The sequence below is a fragment of the Roseomonas genomospecies 6 genome (assembly GCF_008365375.1).
GTDB lineage: Bacteria > Pseudomonadota > Alphaproteobacteria > Azospirillales > Azospirillaceae > Azospirillum.
The window spans coordinates 1-16,509 of sequence record NZ_QOKW01000002.1 but is presented as its reverse complement, the minus strand read 5'-3'; the positions used below and the strand labels follow the sequence as shown (position 1 = coordinate 16,509).

The following is a 16,509-nucleotide window of genomic DNA, read 5'->3' as shown; positions in this document are numbered from 1 at the left end:
GGCGCCGCGGCGGGGAAGGGTGGGCATGGCGGATCGTCTGGCGGATCGAGGTGCCGCACTATGCGCCGCGTTCCTTTGCGCGATGATGACGGTTGCCGGAGGAAGGGGCGGGCTCAGCGCCGCCGCGGCGCCTTGCCCTTGAGATGCGCGCGCTGGAGCTTCGCACCGTCCAGGTCCGCCCCGTCCAGGTCGGCGTTCTCCAAATCGGCATCGGTCAGGTTGGCCTGGACCATGCGGGAGTCGGTCAGCATCGCCTGCCGCAGGTCGGCGCCCATCAGGTTCGCGGCCCAGGAGCGCCCGGTTGGCCGTCCGTTGGGGTCCTTGATCTCCGCCGGGCCGAGGTTCACGCGAGTCAGATCGGCGCCGGCCAGATGGGCGAAGCTGAGGTTGGCTCCGGACAGGTCGGCGCCCATCAGGTTCGCACGCTCCAGATTGGCGCCGGACAGGTCGGCCATCATCAGCCGCGCGCCGGTCAGCGCCGCGTCGGACAGGTTGGCGCCTCGCAGCGAGGCCGCGCTCAGGGTGACGCCACGCAGGTCGGCGCGGCTGAGGTCGGCGCCGTCCAGGTCGGCCCGCTCGCCCCGCTGGCCGAAGCTGTCGATCCAGCGCTCATGATCGAAAATCGCCCGCTGGATCTCCGACCCCATGCTGTCGATGGGCCGGGTCATGCAGGCGGAACCCAGCTTGGCCCGCGACAGGTCGCAATCGACCATCCGCGTGCCGACCAGATCGGCGTTGTCGAAGGTGGCGCCGTCCAGCAGGGCGCCGGTCAGGTTGGCCCCGTTCAGCCGCGCGCCGGACAGGTTGGCGTCGGTCAGCACCGCTCCCGTCAGGTCGGCGTTCTGAAGGACCGCCCCGCACAGGTCGGCCTCCGTCAGGTTGGCGCCGGCCAGAACGGCGCCGGTCAGGTCCGTCGGGATGCCCCCTTCCGCCGTAGCACCGCCCTGAAGCCGGGCCAGGGCGGTCCGGTGCGTCTGCCGGGTCGCCTCGGCATCCTGCGCGTCCGGCCCGGTGCCGCAACGGGCGGCACCTCCCGGCTCCAGCGTTCCGACCCGCAGGTCCGCGCCGCGAAGATTGGCGTTCGAGAAATCGGCGGAGCGCAGCCGGGCGCCGCGCAAATCCGTCTGCATCAGGTTGGCGCGCGTGATGTCCGCGTCGCGCAAATCCACGCCGAACAGATCGGCGCCGGCCAGATTGGTGCCGCTGAGACGGCAGCGCGCCAGCTTCGCGCCGACCAGCCGGGCGCCGCGCAGGTCGCGCTGCGACAGGTCCGCGCCCTCCAGATCCGCCAGGGCCAGATTGGCGCGCGCGCCGCCCGGCTGGCCCTTGATCCAGCGGGCATGCCGATCCAGAACTTCGGCCAGTTGATCGGGCCGAAGATAGGAGGTGGCCGGCGCTGGGGCTGTGGCGACGGGGGGCACGGGCAGGATTCTGACGGGGGTTGTTTTCGCTATCCAAACTATGGGGGTGGATTCCTTACCGAAGGCTAAACGGTACAGGCTGCGGCAGTACCCCTTTTGGTTGCCGCTTTTTGCCGCAGCTTTGCCACGGCCGGGCGCGAATCGGGTGGGACTCGGGCGAATCGGGTTGGTGGCGGCTTGTGTTTCAGGGCTGTAACGCGACGCTCCGCCGCCCCGACGGGCGGATTTCCGGCCCGGAAAGCACGGAAAAGACGGCATCCTTTAAAACGTTAACCATTGGTTTCTTGACACAAGCGGGGGCTCTGCCGCCAAAAGGCATCGGACAAAAAGGGGATGGTGCACCCACCGCCCCGTTCGGGACCCGATGGAGGCATGATGACCGAGGCCGAATTCCAACCGACCCCAGCAGCCAAGCTCGGCCGGCGGGAACTGTTGCGCATCGGTCTGGCCACCGCCGCCGCCGGGATGGTGATGGCGCCCGAGGTGTCGGAGGCGGCGCTGCGCGCTCCTCCCCGGCAATTGGTCCTCCTCAACCTCCACACCGGGGAGCGGGTGCGGACCGAATATTGGGCCAAGGGCCGTTATCAGCGTGAGGGTCTGCGCGAGATCAACCATCTGCTGCGCGACCACCGCACCGGCGCGGTGCATCCCATCGACCCGAAGCTTCTCGACCTGCTGCACGCCCTGACGCGCAAGGTCGGCAGCAAGAACCCGGTGCACATCATCTCCGGCTACCGGTCCCCGGAGACCAACGCCTGGCTGCGCGAGCAGGACGGCGGCGGCGTGGCCCAGAACAGCTTCCACATGCAGGGCAAGGCCATCGACCTGCGGGTGCCGGGCCTGCCGCTGCGCACCTTGCAGCGGGCGGCGCTGAGCCTGCGCGGTGGCGGGGTGGGCTACTACCCGGACAGCAACTTCGTCCATGTGGACGTCGGTCCGAAGCGCCATTGGGCGGCCTGACGGGATTTTTGTAACGCTGACGGTGTTGAAAGGTCGGATGTTGCTCGAGCGCATCTCCGCCGATCACGAGGGCGGAACGGCAGGCACCGGCCTCCTCGCGCCGGCCCGGGCGCCGGCCTTGGGCTCCGGCATGGGGATGAACTTGGCGAGCTTGGGAAAATTCCTGGCGGCGGCGGCGGGGTAGTCAACAACGCAATGTCCCGCCAAGGCACCTTCAATCCGGTCCGGCTCGGTCCCGACCGCACCCATCGCCGTCCAGCCTCCCCCGAGGGATTGCGATCTGACGTGCAACGGAACAGGCTTCGCCCGATTGCCCTGACTGTCTAGGACCCATCGGCCGATAGTGTTATACTGCTGCGGTGTGAATACGGGAACCCTTTGCCCGCCCTCTAAGCCGGAGCGGATGCCGTGAAATTGTCGGAATTTCTGCCGATCGCCCACCTGCAAAGGCTTTGCGAGGAATTTACCACCCTGACCGGCGCGGTGACCGCTGTCCTTGATCTCGAAGGTAACATTCTCGTCGCCACCGGCTGGCAGGATATCTGCACGCGGTTCCACCGCGTCCATCCGGGCACCGCGTCCCGGTGCCACGAAAGCGACACCGAGTTGGCGGCCAGCCTCGATCAGGGGCAGCCCTACAAAGTCTACAAATGCCGAAACGGTCTGGTCGACGCCGCCATGCCGATCGTCGTCGAGGGCAAGCATGTCGGCAACTTCTTCACCGGACAGTTCTTCTTCGAGCGGCCCGACGCCGAGGCTTTCCTGGCCCAGGCCCGCCAATTCGGCTTCCCCGACGAGCACTATCTTGCGGCCCTGAACCGGGTTCCGGTTCTTTCGGAAGACCGGGTCCGGCTGATGATGGGCTTCTTCACCCTCGTCACCAACATGATCGCCAGCATGGGCATCGCCAACGAGGAGTTGCGCTTGCGGGGCGAGGAGCTGCGCCGCGCCAACACCACCCTGGCGGCCGAGGTGGCCGAGCGCAAGCGCGCCGAGGAAGAACTGCAACGCGCCCACGACGAGTTGGAGGAACGGGTGTTCGAGCGCACCCGGTCGCTGAGTGACGCCCTGGCCAAGCTGGAGCGCCAGCAGGACGAACTGCGCGTCGCCAAGGAGGCCGCCGAACGCGCCAATCGGGCCAAGTCCGACTTCCTGTCGTCCATGAGCCACGAACTGCGCACGCCTCTGAACGCCATCTTGGGTTTCGCCCAGATCCTCGACAGCGCCATCTCGGCGCCGCTCGACGACAAGCAGCGCTTCCGCGTTCAGCAGATCATGAAAGGCGGCAACCACCTGCTCAGCCTGATCAACGAGGTGCTCGACCTGGCCCGCATCGAGAGCGGTGTGCTGATGCTGTCGGTCGAGCCCATTGAAACCAAGGCACTGATGGCCGAGGTGCTGGAACTGACCCGTGCCTTCACCACTCGCGGCACCACGGTGGTCCATGACTGGAAGGTGGCCGACGACGTGGCCGGGTGGGTGTACGCGGACCACATGCGTTTGAAGCAGGTGCTGCTCAATCTGACCTCCAACGCGGTGAAGTACAATCGTCCCGGCGGCACCGTCCGCTTGGCCGCGGAAGCGGGTGGCGGGGGCTCGGTGCGCTTCGTGGTCGCCGACGACGGCCCAGGCATCCCGCCTGAAAAGCACTCCCAGATCTTCGAGCCGTTCAACCGTCTGGGCGCCGAAACCACCGAAATCGAGGGCACCGGCGTTGGCCTGACCATCACCAAGCGCATGATGGAAGCCATGGACGGCCGCATCGGCTTCGAGACCGAGATGGGGCGCGGCACCACCTTTTGGGTGGAGGTGCCAGCCAGCCCGGGTCCCCTGACCGCCCCGCCGGAGACGGTCGAGGAAAATGCGCACGATTCGCTGCGCATAACCGCCGGGGCCCCCCGCAGGCTGCTCTATGTGGAGGACAATCCAGTCAACCTCCAGCTCATGCGCGATCTGGTGACCGAACTGCCCGACTTCACCTTGGCCTCGGCACCCACCGCAGAGATCGGCATCGAGGTGGCGGCGGCGGCCCAGCCCAACGTCATCGTGCTCGACGTCAACCTGCCCGGCATGAACGGCATCGAGGCCTTGGGCCTGCTCAAGGCCGATCCCAGGACCAGTCACATCCCGGTCATCGCCCTATCCGCCAACGTCAACCCCAGCGTCATCCGCCGGGGGATGGAGGCGGGCTTCCTGCACTACCTCGCCAAGCCGCTCGACGTCAGCCTGTTCCTCCGCATCGTCATGGAGTTGTGCCCCAGGCCACCGGCTTGAATGGGAGTGCGCTGGTCCCCGTTTCCCAGTTCTCCCGCAGTTTGCGTTGATCGGGCTGCGAGGAGCCGGATTGTACATCCGCCGACAGCGGACATGAAAAAGCCCCCGCCGGTTGGGCGGGGGCTTTTTCCTTGACCAGGCGGATTTATTCGACCGTCACCGACTTGGCGAGGTTGCGCGGCTGGTCCACGTCGGTGCCCTTCAGCACGGCGACGTGGTAGGCGAGAAGCTGGACCGGGATGGCGTAGAGCAGCGGGGCGACCAGGGGGTCGCAGGCCGGAAGCTCCAGCGACCAGCGGACCTTGTCGGACAGCTTGTCGATGCCCTTCTTGTCGGCGATCAGCAGCACCTTGCCCGACCGCGCGCAGACCTCCTGCACGTTGGACACGGTCTTTTCGAACAGGTTGTCCGACGGCACCAGGACGATCACCGGAACGCTTTCGTCGATCAGCGCGATGGGGCCATGCTTCAGTTCACCCGCCGCGTAACCTTCGGCGTGGATGTAGCTGATTTCCTTCAGTTTCAGCGCGCCTTCCAGGGCCAGCGGGTACATGGCGCCGCGGCCCAGATACAGCACGTCGCGGGCCTCCGCGACCTCCTGCGCCAGCTCGTGCAGGCGTTCGTCGTGGGCCAGCACGTCGGCGGCGCGGGCCGGCACCTCGCGCAGGGCCTGGGCGATCTGCTGCATCCGCTCCGCCGGGATCACGCCGCGCTCAAAGCCGACCGTGACCGCCAGGCAGGCCAGCGTGGTCAACTGCGTCGTGAAGGCCTTGGTCGAGGCCACGCCGATCTCCGGACCGGCCATCGTGTAGAGCACCGCATCGGATTCGCGCGCGATGGTGCTTTCCGGCACGTTGACGATGGACAGGATCTTCTGGCCCTGGCGCTTGCAGTAGCGCAGCGCCTCCAGCGTATCCAGGGTCTCGCCCGACTGGCTGATGAACAGGGCCACGCCGCCCTCGGGCATCGGCGCCTCGCGGTAGCGGAACTCCGAGGCGATGTCGACCTCGACCGGCAGGCGGGCCAGCGTCTCGAACCAGTATTTCGCCACCACGCCCGCGTAATAGGCGGTGCCGCAGGCCACGATGGTCAGCTTCGTCGCCTTGGCGATGTCGAAGTTGGCCTCCGGCAGGGTGATGCGGCCGGTTTCCGGGTTGATGTAGGCGTTCAGCGTGTCGCCGATGACCTGCGGCTGCTCGTAGATCTCCTTGAGCATGTAGTGCCGGTAGCCGTCCTTGCCGATCAGCGCGCCGGACAGCGCGGTGGTCTTCACCGGACGCTCCACCACCGCGTCGGAGGCGTCGTGGATCACGGCGGCGGTGCGGGTCAGCTCCACCCAGTCGCCGTCCTCCAGATAGCAGATGCGGTTGGTCAGCGGGGCGAGCGCGAAGGCGTCGGAGGCGAAATACATCTCCCCATCGCCGTAACCGACGGCCAGCGGCGTGCCGTGGCGGGCGCCGATCAGCATCTCCTCCTCGCCGGAGAACAGCAGCACCAGCGAGAAGGCGCCGGTGAAGCGCTTGAAGGAGGCGGAGGCGGCCTCGACCGGGCCGAGCCCTTCCTTCTCCATATAATAGGTGACGAGGTGGGCGATGACCTCGGTGTCGGTGGCGCTTTCGAAGACGTAGCCGTGCCCGATCAGCTCGGTCTTCAGCTCCTGGTAATTCTCGATGATGCCGTTGTGCACCACGGCCACGCGGTGGGTGGCGTGCGGGTGGGCGTTGTTCTCGGTCGGGCCGCCGTGGGTGGCCCAGCGGGTGTGCCCGATGCCGATCACGCCCGGAAGCGGCGCCTCGCGCAGCTTGGCGTCGAGGTTGAGCAGCTTGCCCTCGGCGCGGCGGCGCTCGATGCCACCCTTGACCAGCGTGGCGACGCCGGCGCTGTCGTAACCACGGTATTCGAGGCGGCGGAGACCCTCGACGAGACGGGGGGCCGCGTCATGCGTGCCGATGATGCCGATGATGCCACACATGAACCTGCAACTCCTGAATGATGGCCGGGGCCGGGTGAACGGTCAACCGGGGCAATCTTACGCCTTTTTCGCTTTCTCGTTTTGCTTCCGTTCGCGGAAACGCCTGGCCCAGCCGGTGTAAGCCTGCTGGCGCCCGCGTGCCACGGCAAGCGCGTCGCCCTCCACGTCGGTGGTGACCACGCTGCCCGCCCCGACGATCGCGCCGTCGCCCACCTTGACCGGAGCCACCAGCGCGGTGTTGGAGCCGATGAAGGCCCCGGCGCCGATGTCGGTGTGGCTCTTGGCGTAGCCGTCGTAATTGCAGGTGATGGTCCCGGCGCCGATGTTGGCCTTCGCCCCCACCCGCGCGTCGCCGATGTAGGTCAGGTGGTTGACCTTGGCCCCGGCCTCGATCTTCGCGTTCTTGATCTCGACGAAGTTGCCGATGTGGGCGTCCGGGCCGATCTCCGCGCCCGGCCGCAGGCGGGCATAGGGGCCGACCTGGGCGCCGCTGTCCACGCGCACCTGCTCCAGATGGCTGAAGGCCTTGATCTCGACCCGGTCGGCGACCACCACGCCGGGGCCGAACACCACATGCGGGCCGACGATCACGTCGCGGCCCAGCCGCGTGTCCACGCAGAAGGTGACGCTGTCCGGGTCGGTCAGGGTGGCGCCGTTGTCCATGGCGGCCTTGCGCAGGCGGCGCTGGATCAGCCTCTCCACCTCCGACAACTCGGCGCGGGAGTTGACGCCGACGACCTCAGCCGGGGCGGCCTCCACCACCGCGCAGGCCATGCCGTTGCCGCGGGCGATCTGGACCACGTCGGTGAGGTAGTATTCGCTCTTGGCGTTGGCGTTGCCGATCCGGTTGATCAGGTCGAACATCCGCGTGCCGTCGAAGGCCATCAGCCCGGCGTTGCACAGGGTGACCCGGCGCTCCTCCTCCGAGGCGTCCAGATACTCGACGATCTTCTCCAGCCCGCCGCGGGCGTTCAGGATCAGGCGGCCATAGGCGCCGGGATCGTCGGGACGCATGCCCAGGACGACCACCGCCGGGTCGCTCGGCTGGCGCCGTGCGGCGACCATGGCGCGCAGCGTGTCCGGGGTGACCAGCGGCGTATCGCCGTAAAGGACCACCACGTCGCCGTCGAAGCCCTCCAGCAGGCCGAAGGCGGCGCGCACGGCGTCGGCGGTGCCGCGCTGCTCGTGCTGGACGGCGGTGGGGTAGGGGGCGACGGCGTCGGCCACATCGTCCATGCCGGGGCCGACCACCACGACCACATGGTCGGGGTCGAGCGCCTTCACCGCGGACAGGACATGGCCGACCATCGGCTGCCCGGCGACGCGGTGCAGGACCTTCGGCAGGTCCGACTTCATGCGGGTGCCTTTGCCGGCGGCGAGAATGACGCAGGCGAGCGGGCGGTGCGGAGTCATCGGATGTTCCTGCAGTATTGGGTGCGGGTTATGGCGGACGGGCGGAAAAGCGTGCGCATCAATATCCGGGCGAAAGGTCTGTCCTCAAGCATTGAGTGCCACATCCGGAGCCGGGACCCCAAGTCAACTTTTGTGTCAATCTGACATACACAAAGCGCGGCCCGAGGGTGTACGCATCCCGCGCCTGCGGCGCCGAAGGGCCTATGCCAGGGGTGGTTCGCGGGAACGGAGGGTCGCCGCCGGGGGAAGGCCGTGCTATCGAAAGGGGTGCCGCACGCCTTCGATCCGCTACGGAACCCTTGCCCATGCCCGCCATCTCTTCCGCCATTCCCTTCTACGCGGTCGTCTTCGACCTGGACGGCACGCTGATCGACAGCGCACGGGACATGACCCGTGTCCTGAACCGCACCCTGTCCCGCTTCGCGCGCCCCGCCCTGACGGAGGAGCAGGTGCGGGGCATGGTGGGCGACGGCTCGGCCAACCTCGTCCGGCAGGCCTTCGCCGCGACCGGCGAGGCGCTGTCCGAGGAGGCGTTGAAGCCAGCCCTCGCCGATTATCTGGAAACCTATTTCCAGGATGACGAGCCTCCGGCGCTCTATCCCGGCGTGCCGGAAACGCTGAAGGCGCTGGCCGACGGCGGCGTCCGGCTGGGCCTGTGCACGAACAAGCCGGAGCGGATCACCCGGAAGCTGCTGGACAGGCTCGGCCTGTCGCCGCTGTTCGGCGCGCTGGCCGGCGGCGATACGCTGCCGGTCAAGAAGCCGGACGGGCGTCATCTGTCCTGGGTGGTGGAGGCGCTGGGCGGCGGCTCCGCCGCGATGGTGGGTGACAACGGCAACGACGTGAAGGCCGCCCGCGCCGCCGGGCTTCCGGTGGTGGCGATGACCTACGGCTACCCCCGGATGCCGGTGCAGGATCTGGGCGCCGACATCCTGCTGGACTGCTTCACCGATCTGCCGGACGCCCTGCGCCGGCTGGCCTGACCGGAGACTTCCGTCCGGCGCCCCTTGTCCATTTGTCAAGCGGGGCCAGTGGTCCAGCGGGGGCCTTGCCGTAGGTCTCCTTCTTGTCATGGTTAATGAGAGATTAACAGTGGCTAACGAAAGGTAAATGTTGTTGGATGGGTGCATCGAATGGCGGTGAGTGAAGGAGACATCCGATGGCCCAGATCCTTGCCTTCCCCGGAAAGACCCAGACCGGCAATGCCGCCCACCATCACGCCAGCAGCCAGATCGAATCGGCCACCGCCGACTTCGACCGCATGATGGCCCACCACAGCGAGCTTCAGCGCCAGATGGCCGAGTTCAACCGTCTGTGCGAGCAGGCCCTTGCCGAACGGCCCATGGCCGAGCTGCTGTACCACCCGACCGCCTGCGGCGGCGAGGTCTGCCGCGCCTGACCTTCGGCGGAGAGCCCCTCAGCGGAGGGGCGAACCCTCCGGCCCGGCGGGCCGTTCCGCCGTCTGGTCGGTCTTGCGGGCGGCGGTGAGATGGACGACCACCCCGCCGAACCCGCTGTCGGTTTCCAGCCGGACGGGCAGGGGCGGGCCGGCACCATCCACGGGGGCGATCCACACATCGACGGGCGGGCGCTCCTCCCGCCCGCTGCCGCGCTGCCAGAAGGATTGACGCGGCCTGCGCTCGTAGCCGGCCACCGGTTTGTAGGACACCTGGCATTGCCGTGCCGCGCCGGAGAACACGGAGTGGCGCGACACCCCGACCATGGTCATCCCCCGATCCGCAAACATCATGTCGTAGCGGCGGCGCCCGTCGTAGATGGGCACCGTCCGCCCGCATCCCTCACCATGAAGCCCGGCCAGCAGCATCTCCACCACCCCGCTCAGCGGGTCGCGGGTCCTTCGGCTGAGCGCCTCGGGGACGGGGTCGCGGTCCTCCTCCTCCGGAGGCGGGGAGACCTGCGCCCGCACGCTGCCGTCCGGGCCGTAGTCCAGCGTCACGGCGCGGGGCGCGCCGCGCAGGACGCCGGTCTGGGTGTGGCGGATCGGGGCGACGCCGTCGGGACGAACCATGCCGACGCTGAGCGATTGGCTTTCCCAGGGAAACATGCGCCCCAGGAAGCCGTCGGTCGCCGCGTTCACCTGGACGGAATAACGACCCTCCGTCAGCGTCAGCTCCGCCCGGGCGTCGAGCACGGCCACGCCGCCGACATGGACGCGGTAGTCCAATTGCCAGCGCTGGGCGAGGGCGGGCAGGGGAAGCAACCCGACGAGCGCCGCGCACAGACCGGCGGCGAGGGCGGCGGCAAGGGCGGCGGAGGGAAGCGCGGCCGAGGGAAGCATGGTCGGGTGCGTCATGTCCGTTTGCTCATCAGGGGCGTGCCTCCGGGTGACCGGGTGTCTTCGCCGGCTTCTTTGATATTGGTGCGAAACAGGTGCTTGACAGGAGGGGGCGGGGCCTTTAGAAACCCGCCTCACCGCAGCGACGGCAACGACGCGACAGCGTAACGAGCCCGATGCCGAAGCGGTTTTACTGGGATGGGCGCATAGCTCAGCGGGAGAGCACACCCTTCACACGGGTGGGGTCGTAGGTTCAATCCCTACTGCGCCCACCATCCCAAAGTCCGGTGGTTCATGGGCTTTGCGGATGGTACCATCCCCTCCACCGCAGGATCGGTCGAAATCGGGGTCCGTCGGGCCTCGCATCGTCGTCTTCGCGGTGTGTCATCGGCCGCTTCTTTGGGCGGTCGTTTCTTTGGGATGGGCGCATAGCTCAGCGGGAGAGCACACCCTTCACACGGGTGGGGTCGTAGGTTCAATCCCTACTGCGCCCACCATCCCAAAGCCCCGGATGTCATCCGGTTCTTCACAGCAACGACGACCGGCAGCCGGCAATCCATTGGGTTGCGCGGCCCAATCCGCTTGGTCCGATACCGCACGGAATTCCTTGTCCTTTCGGCCGTGTCTTTTTGGAACGAACGCCGCCGCAGTTGATTCAGATCAGCTACAGCGCGTGGGGTTTTCGTCTATCGCTTCCGACATTCGATTTTCTCAATCACCTGGAAGCAGTGACATGGAAGATACGCGCGTGACCCTTCTCGCCCTCGGCCTGCTGGTCGTGGCGCTCGTCGTGATCCTCGGTTCGGTGGTCCTGTCTCCGGCCACCCTGGTCCTCCTGGCCACGCTCGGCGCCTGGGTGAACCTGACCTATCTGGTCGTCGTCACGTTGATGCGTTGATCCCCGTCCGCGGGCCGGGGCGGGCGTCCGCCCATCCCGCCCGCAGGATGGAAAAATTTCAAGATCGGGTGCTGCCCGTTAATTCCATGACTGGACAGCGCCGGGCCGGCGGTTTATCCCAGCGCCGTTTATGACGCCTGTGGAGCACCCGCCATGACCTCCCTCGCCGCCACCGCCCGCATTCCGGGGTCGGAACAGCCCCTGCCGGTCGTCCGCAGCGTGGACGATCTCCGCGCCCAGGTTGCCGCCTGGCACCGCGAGGGCAGGACGGTGGCCCTGGTGCCGACCATGGGGGCGCTGCACGACGGCCATCTCGCCCTGGTGCGCCGCGCGCGGGAACTGGCCGACCGGGTGGTCGCCAGCGTCTTCGTCAACCCCACCCAATTCGCCCCGCACGAGGATTTCGACCGCTACCCGCGCGACGAGACCGGGGATTCGCGCAAGCTCGCCTCGGCGGGTTGCGACCTGCTTTACGCCCCCACGGTGCGCGCCATGTACCCGGAGGGCTTCGCAACGGCGATCTCGGTCGGCGGCCCGGCGGAGGGGCTGTGCGGCACCTTCCGGCCCCAGATGTTCGGCGGTGTCGCCCTGGTGGTGACGAAGCTGTTCCTGCAGGCCCAGCCCGACGTGGCGGTGTTCGGGGAGAAGGATTACCAGCAACTCATGGTCATCCGCCGTTTCGCCCGCGATCTGGACATCCCGGTGCGGGTGGAAGGGCTGCCGACCGTTCGGGAGGCCGACGGGCTCGCCATGTCGTCGCGCAACGCCTATCTGTCCGCCGACGAGCGCGCCCGCGCGCCGGAGCTGAACCGCGCGCTCGTCGAGGCCGCGTCGGCGCTGGCGGGCGGGGCGGAGGCCGCCGCGGTTCTGGAGGCGGTGCGGGCGCGCATCACCGCCGCCGGCTTCGGGGCCATCGACTATGTGGAACTGCGCGATGCCGACACGCTGGCGCCCGTCACCCGCGCGGAACGGCCGGCGCGCCTTCTGGCGGCCGCCTGGATGGGCAAGGCCCGCCTGATCGACAACGTCCCCGTCATTCCGATCTGACACCCGGCTGGAACAGGTCGCCGAGAGCGGCCTGAAGCAAGGCCGGACTGATCGGCTTGTACAGCACGGGGCATCCGATGCTCCTTGCCTCCGCCTGTGGCAGGGCTCCGGTCTCCCCGGTCAGCAGAAGGGCGCGGACGGGCGTGTCGTACAAGTCCACCAGCGCGCGCAGGACGGACACGCCGGTCACACCGTCGCGCAGCCGGTAATCGGCGATCACCGCGTCGGGCGTCCTCCCGCTGCGGCGCAGGGCGGCGTCCGCTTCCTCCCAGGAGCCGGCGTCCATGGTGCGATAGCCCCACTGCCGGACCATCGCCACCAGCCCGGCACGCACCAGCGCGTCGTCCTCGACCAGCAGGACGAGGCGCCCGTTGCCGGCGGCGCCTCCATCGGGGGCGGGCGCCTCCAGGTTGTCGCACGGGGTGGCGCCCGACGGCGCGGCGAGCGGGACGGTGACTGAAAAGTCCGAGCCCACGCCGAAGCGGGACCGCACCCGCACGGGATGCCCGACCAAACGCGACAGGCGCTGCACGATGGCGAGACCCAGCCCCAGCCCCTGGTTCCGGTCGCGCTCCGGGTTGCCGAGCTGGGTGAACTCCTGGAAGATTTCATCGAGCTTGTCTTCGGGGATGCCGATCCCGCTGTCCCGCACGGTGATCGTCAGATCCTTCTCCTCGACGGCGCAAAGCAGTTCGACCCCGCCATCCAGCGTGTAGGTCAACGCGTTCTCCACGAGGTTGCGCAGGATGCGGGCCAGCAGGCCCGGATCGCTGTGCACCAGAACGGGCGCTCCGTTCACCCGCCAGCCCAATCCCTTGGCCGCCGCGCGCGGGGCGTAGGTGGTGTTCAACTCCTCCAGCAGCGTGGCGATGGGGAAGTCCGCCGTCCGGGGCTGCACCGCCCCGGCGTCCAGCTTGGAAATGTCCAGCAGGCGGTCGAGAAGGGCGCGCAGGGCCTCCAGGCTCATTTCCAGGTTCGCGGCGGTTCTCCGGGCGCGCGGGTCGGTCAGGCCGGGGGCGAGGGCCGCTGCGAAGAGAAGCGCGGATTGCAGAGGCTGGCGCAGGTCGTGGCTGGCCGCGGCGAGGAACTTCGACTTGGACAGGTTGGCGCGTTCCGCCTCCTCGCGGGCGCGCAGGGCGGCCTGGGCATCGGCGGCGGCGCGCTCCCGCTCCTGATGCGTTCCGGAGTCGCTGGACAGGCCGGCGTAGCCGAGCAGGGCGCCGTCCCGTCCGTGCAGGGCCGTCACCTCCAGCCAAAGCGGAAGGTGCGATCCATCCTTGCGGATGAAGGTCCATTCCCGGCGGTAGGGCTTGCCGCGGCGGGGCAGGGCGGTGAAGACCGCGAAGTCCGGGGCCACCGCTTCGCCAAGCTCGCTCGACAGGCGGGCGGCCTCGGCGGCCAGTTCGTGGCGGTCGTGGAACAGCACGGGGGTGGCGCGGCCCGCCAGTTCCTCCCGCCGGTAGCCGAGCCGCCGTTCCGCAGCCGGGTTCAGGTCGAGGATGAGGCCGGACGGGTCGGTGACGATGACAAGGTGAGCGGTGGCGGCGAACAGCGCTTCGAAGCGCGCGGAGCGTTCGGGGTCGGCCGGTTCATGGCGGTCCAGGCGGCAGGCCGATTCCGCGTCCTCCATGTCTCCGCATCTCCCCTCTGCGCGCCATGATCCCGTGGACGACGGAATCCGGCTTTCCATCGGGCCGTTGATGGCCACTTCTTGCATCACAGCCGTATGCGCCACGACCATGCTGCACAATGGCGCGACGGGCTGTCCAGGGCAAACCGCCCGTGCCGCGCGAAGGAATTGCCGCAGCGGCGGCAAAGCATCGCAGGCCCGGCGGCGCGCCCTATAGTTTCTGCCGAACGCGCGGCTGCGCGCAAGAACCGAGGGAAGGAAGGCACCATGCCGTATGATTCCGTGGACACCGCCCGCCGGCTTGGGTTGAAGGACGCCGAACTGCTGCGATTCCAGTGCTTCATCGACGGTCGCTGGACCGATGCCGACAGCGGGAAGACCGTGGAGGTGACCAACCCCGCCGACGGGAGCGTCCTGGGAAGCGTGCCGATGATGGGCGCGGAGGAGACGCGCCGCGCCATCGCGGCGGCGGAGCGGGCCTGGCCGGCGTGGCGCGCCCTGACCGCGAAGGAGCGCGCGAAGATCCTGCGGACCTGGTTCGACCTGATGATGGCGAATCAGGAGGATCTGGCCCGCATCATGACGGCGGAGCAGGGCAAGCCGCTCGCCGAGGCGCGCGGCGAGGTGGCCTACGCCGCGTCCTTCATCGAGTGGTTCGCGGAGGAGGGCAAGCGCGTCTACGGCGACACCATCCCGCAGCATCTGCCGGGCCGCCGCATCGTCGTGACCAAGGAGCCGATCGGCGTCACCGCCGCCATCACGCCCTGGAACTTCCCGGCGGCGATGATCACCCGCAAGGCCGGGCCGGCGCTGGCCGCCGGCTGTCCCATGGTCATCAAGCCGGCGACGGCCACCCCGCTGACCGCGCTCGCCATGGCGGTGCTGGCGGAGCGGGCGGGCGTCCCGGCGGGCATCCTCAGCGTGGTCACCGGCTCGGCCCGCGCCATCGGCGGGGAGATGACCGGCAACCCGACGGTGCGCAAGCTGACCTTCACCGGCTCCACCGAGATCGGGAAGGAACTGATGGCCCAATGCGCCGGAACGGTGAAGAAGGTGGCGCTGGAACTGGGCGGCAACGCGCCCTTCCTGGTCTTCGACGACGCCGACCTGGACGAGGCGGTCAAGGGCGCCATCGCGTCCAAATACCGCAACACCGGCCAGACCTGCGTCTGCGCGAACCGGCTTTTGGTGCAGTCCGGAGTCTACGACGCCTTCGCGGCCAAGCTGGCGGAGGCGGTGAAGGCGCTGAAGGTCGGCCCCGGCCTGACCACGGAGGGCGCGCAGCAGGGACCGCTGATCGACATGGCGGCGGTGGAGAAGGTCGAGGAGCACATCCGCGACGCCACCAGCAAGGGCGCCCGCGTGGTGCTGGGCGGCAAACGGCATGACCTCGGCGGCAGCTTCTTCGAGCCGACCATCCTCGCCGACGTGACCCCGGCCATGAAGGTGGCGCGGGAGGAGACCTTCGGCCCGGTCGCCCCGCTGTTCCGCTTCGAGACCGAGGAGGAGGCCGTGCGGATGGCCAACGATACGGAGTTCGGTCTGGCCGCCTACTTCTACAGCCGGGACATCGGGCGCGTGTGGCGGGTGGCGGAAGCGCTTGAATACGGCATCGTCGGCATCAACGAGGGCATCATCTCCACCGAGGTCGCTCCCTTCGGCGGCATGAAGGAAAGCGGCATCGGGCGCGAAGGCTCGAAGTACGGAATCGAAGACTTCCTGGAGATCAAGTATCTGTGCATGGGAGGCATCGGCGGCTGACCGCCGCTGGCCGATTGCGGGTAAAAAGCGGGGCCGGCCGCGCAACGCGCTTTGACCGGCCCCGCTTTTTTATCTAAAATAAATCTTCGCTGAATTTGCCACAGCCCCGATCGGGGGAAAGGCGGGCCGGTGCGGTTGCTGCTGCGGCGCTCCGATGGAGAATCGGTGTCCCTGATGCCCATCATCATCGCGGTGGTCCTGGTGCTGCTTGCCGCGCTGGGTACTTGGACCGTGATGTCCGGCAAGTCCGGTGCGCGCAACGCCGGCGGCGAGCGCAAGCCGCAGAAGACCTACGCCTCCCTGCCGCAGATGACCTTCACGCTGGGCGGCAGCGACGCGCGTCTGGTGGACATCCGCGTCCTGCTGGAGATCGACCCCACAACGGACCCGAATCCGGCCACCCCCTTCGTTCCCCGCATTGCGGATCAGATGGCCGACCGGCTGCGCCAGATCGAACCGGACCAGTTGACCGGGGCCGACGGCGCCAATCTCATCAAAAGCACCGTGGCGAGTGTGATGAAGCGGGAAGCGCAGTCCGTCAGGGTGCGCGAGGTGCTGTTGGAGCGGATGGTGGTGCGGTAACTCAACGGTGCCCCCACCCTCCCGCGCTCGCGCGCGGGTCCCTCCCTCCCATAGGCGCTAACATGAGGCTGATGCGATAGATGTGTCCGGCGTAACGGAGTGCGCCGGGCTCTGTTTTCCGGGGATGCTTTCAACTGATCCCGCCGATGCCCCCTGGCGCACGGTTGAGACGCTGGTCCGCTCGGTCATCGACCTTGAGGAGAGCGCCGCCCGCACGGGGGCCTTCCGCCAAGCCCGCGGCGTGCCGAGCGCGGC

General features: G+C 68.3%; 13 protein-coding genes and 2 tRNA genes. 10 read left to right on the top strand and 5 right to left on the bottom strand.

The window, feature by feature from the left end; genetic code table 11:
- Positions 1-113: 113 nt before the first annotated feature.
- Positions 114-1,421, bottom strand: coding sequence for a pentapeptide repeat-containing protein (locus tag DS843_RS02515; RefSeq protein WP_149467332.1), 1,308 nt, complete (start codon positions 1,419-1,421; stop codon positions 114-116).
- A gap of 372 nt (positions 1,422-1,793) precedes the next feature.
- Between DS843_RS02515 and mepK the strand changes: the two genes are divergently transcribed.
- Together mepK and DS843_RS02505 are read left to right on the top strand one after the other, a co-directional pair.
- On the top strand, positions 1,794-2,381 hold the full coding sequence (gene mepK, locus DS843_RS02510; protein WP_149467331.1) for a peptidoglycan L,D-endopeptidase MepK: 588 nt from the start codon (positions 1,794-1,796) through the stop codon (positions 2,379-2,381).
- 408 nt (positions 2,382-2,789) lie between these two features.
- Positions 2,790-4,655, top strand: a complete 1,866-nt coding sequence (locus tag DS843_RS02505) for a PocR ligand-binding domain-containing protein (RefSeq protein WP_149467330.1) — start codon at positions 2,790-2,792, stop codon at positions 4,653-4,655.
- A 145-nt stretch (positions 4,656-4,800) separates the two neighbouring features.
- Here DS843_RS02505 and glmS read toward each other — a convergent pair whose 3' ends face one another.
- Both glmS and glmU read right to left on the bottom strand, forming a co-directional pair.
- Positions 4,801-6,627, bottom strand: a complete 1,827-nt coding sequence (gene glmS, locus DS843_RS02500) for a glutamine--fructose-6-phosphate transaminase (isomerizing) (protein WP_149467329.1) — start codon at positions 6,625-6,627, stop codon at positions 4,801-4,803.
- A 57-nt stretch (positions 6,628-6,684) separates the two neighbouring features.
- On the bottom strand, positions 6,685-8,040 hold the full coding sequence (glmU, locus tag DS843_RS02495) for a bifunctional UDP-N-acetylglucosamine diphosphorylase/glucosamine-1-phosphate N-acetyltransferase GlmU (protein ID WP_149467328.1): 1,356 nt from the start codon (positions 8,038-8,040) through the stop codon (positions 6,685-6,687).
- Positions 8,041-8,345: 305 nt separating this feature from the next.
- Between glmU and gph the strand changes: the two genes are divergently transcribed.
- The gene (gph, locus tag DS843_RS02490) at positions 8,346-9,023 is read left to right on the top strand and encodes a phosphoglycolate phosphatase (protein WP_149467327.1); all 678 of its coding nucleotides are present in this window, start codon (positions 8,346-8,348) and stop codon (positions 9,021-9,023) included.
- A gap of 176 nt (positions 9,024-9,199) precedes the next feature.
- Positions 9,200-9,439 (top strand): hypothetical protein, encoded by a 240-nt coding sequence (locus DS843_RS02485; RefSeq protein WP_149467326.1) that lies wholly within the window; start codon positions 9,200-9,202, stop codon positions 9,437-9,439.
- A gap of 18 nt (positions 9,440-9,457) precedes the next feature.
- Here DS843_RS02485 and DS843_RS02480 read toward each other — a convergent pair whose 3' ends face one another.
- Positions 9,458-10,354 (bottom strand): DUF3108 domain-containing protein, encoded by an 897-nt coding sequence (locus DS843_RS02480; RefSeq protein ID WP_286191896.1) that lies wholly within the window; start codon positions 10,352-10,354, stop codon positions 9,458-9,460.
- A gap of 182 nt (positions 10,355-10,536) precedes the next feature.
- On the opposite strand from DS843_RS02480, the gene DS843_RS02475 reads away from it, so the two are divergent.
- From DS843_RS02475 to panC, 4 genes are all read left to right on the top strand, one after another.
- A tRNA-Val gene (locus tag DS843_RS02475) sits at positions 10,537-10,611 on the top strand.
- 147 nt (positions 10,612-10,758) lie between these two features.
- Positions 10,759-10,833: transfer RNA gene (locus tag DS843_RS02470), tRNA-Val, on the top strand.
- 236 nt (positions 10,834-11,069) lie between these two features.
- Entirely contained in the window at positions 11,070-11,234 is a 165-nt protein-coding gene (locus tag DS843_RS02465) for a hypothetical protein (RefSeq protein WP_014240656.1), read from the top strand.
- Between the two features lie 153 nt (positions 11,235-11,387).
- Positions 11,388-12,281: a pantoate--beta-alanine ligase gene (gene panC, locus DS843_RS02460; protein ID WP_149467325.1), complete on the top strand. Its 894-nt coding sequence runs from the start codon at positions 11,388-11,390 to the stop codon at positions 12,279-12,281.
- Here panC and DS843_RS02455 read toward each other — a convergent pair.
- Positions 12,268-13,911 (bottom strand): ATP-binding protein, encoded by a 1,644-nt coding sequence (locus tag DS843_RS02455; protein ID WP_167525175.1) that lies wholly within the window; start codon positions 13,909-13,911, stop codon positions 12,268-12,270. The genes panC and DS843_RS02455 overlap by 14 nt on opposite strands.
- Before the next feature lie 267 nt (positions 13,912-14,178).
- Here DS843_RS02455 and gabD point away from each other — a divergent pair, with 267 nt between their 5' ends.
- Together gabD and DS843_RS02445 are read left to right on the top strand one after the other, a co-directional pair.
- On the top strand, positions 14,179-15,672 hold the full coding sequence (gene gabD, locus DS843_RS02450) for an NADP-dependent succinate-semialdehyde dehydrogenase (protein WP_149467323.1): 1,494 nt from the start codon (positions 14,179-14,181) through the stop codon (positions 15,670-15,672).
- A gap of 174 nt (positions 15,673-15,846) precedes the next feature.
- Entirely contained in the window at positions 15,847-16,254 is a 408-nt protein-coding gene (locus DS843_RS02445; protein ID WP_286191895.1) for a flagellar basal body-associated FliL family protein, read from the top strand.
- Positions 16,255-16,509: the final 255 nt, after the last annotated feature.

Excerpts from the sequence above, each read along its gene's own strand:
- mepK (WP_149467331.1), top strand. The coding sequence starts at position 1,794 with ATGATGACCGAGGCCGAATTCCAACCGACCCCAGCAGCCAAGCTCGGC.
- glmS (WP_149467329.1), bottom strand. The coding sequence starts at position 6,627 with ATGTGTGGCATCATCGGCATCATCGGCACGCATGACGCGGCCCCCCGT.
- glmU (WP_149467328.1), bottom strand. The coding sequence starts at position 8,040 with ATGACTCCGCACCGCCCGCTCGCCTGCGTCATTCTCGCCGCCGGCAAA.
- gph (WP_149467327.1), top strand. The coding sequence starts at position 8,346 with ATGCCCGCCATCTCTTCCGCCATTCCCTTCTACGCGGTCGTCTTCGAC.
- DS843_RS02485 (WP_149467326.1), top strand. The coding sequence starts at position 9,200 with ATGGCCCAGATCCTTGCCTTCCCCGGAAAGACCCAGACCGGCAATGCC.
- DS843_RS02480 (WP_286191896.1), bottom strand. The coding sequence starts at position 10,354 with ATGACGCACCCGACCATGCTTCCCTCGGCCGCGCTTCCCTCCGCCGCC.
- DS843_RS02465 (WP_014240656.1), top strand. The coding sequence starts at position 11,070 with ATGGAAGATACGCGCGTGACCCTTCTCGCCCTCGGCCTGCTGGTCGTG.
- panC (WP_149467325.1), top strand. The coding sequence starts at position 11,388 with ATGACCTCCCTCGCCGCCACCGCCCGCATTCCGGGGTCGGAACAGCCC.
- DS843_RS02455 (WP_167525175.1), bottom strand. The coding sequence starts at position 13,911 with ATGGAGGACGCGGAATCGGCCTGCCGCCTGGACCGCCATGAACCGGCC.
- gabD (WP_149467323.1), top strand. The coding sequence starts at position 14,179 with ATGCCGTATGATTCCGTGGACACCGCCCGCCGGCTTGGGTTGAAGGAC.
- DS843_RS02445 (WP_286191895.1), top strand. The coding sequence starts at position 15,847 with ATGCCCATCATCATCGCGGTGGTCCTGGTGCTGCTTGCCGCGCTGGGT.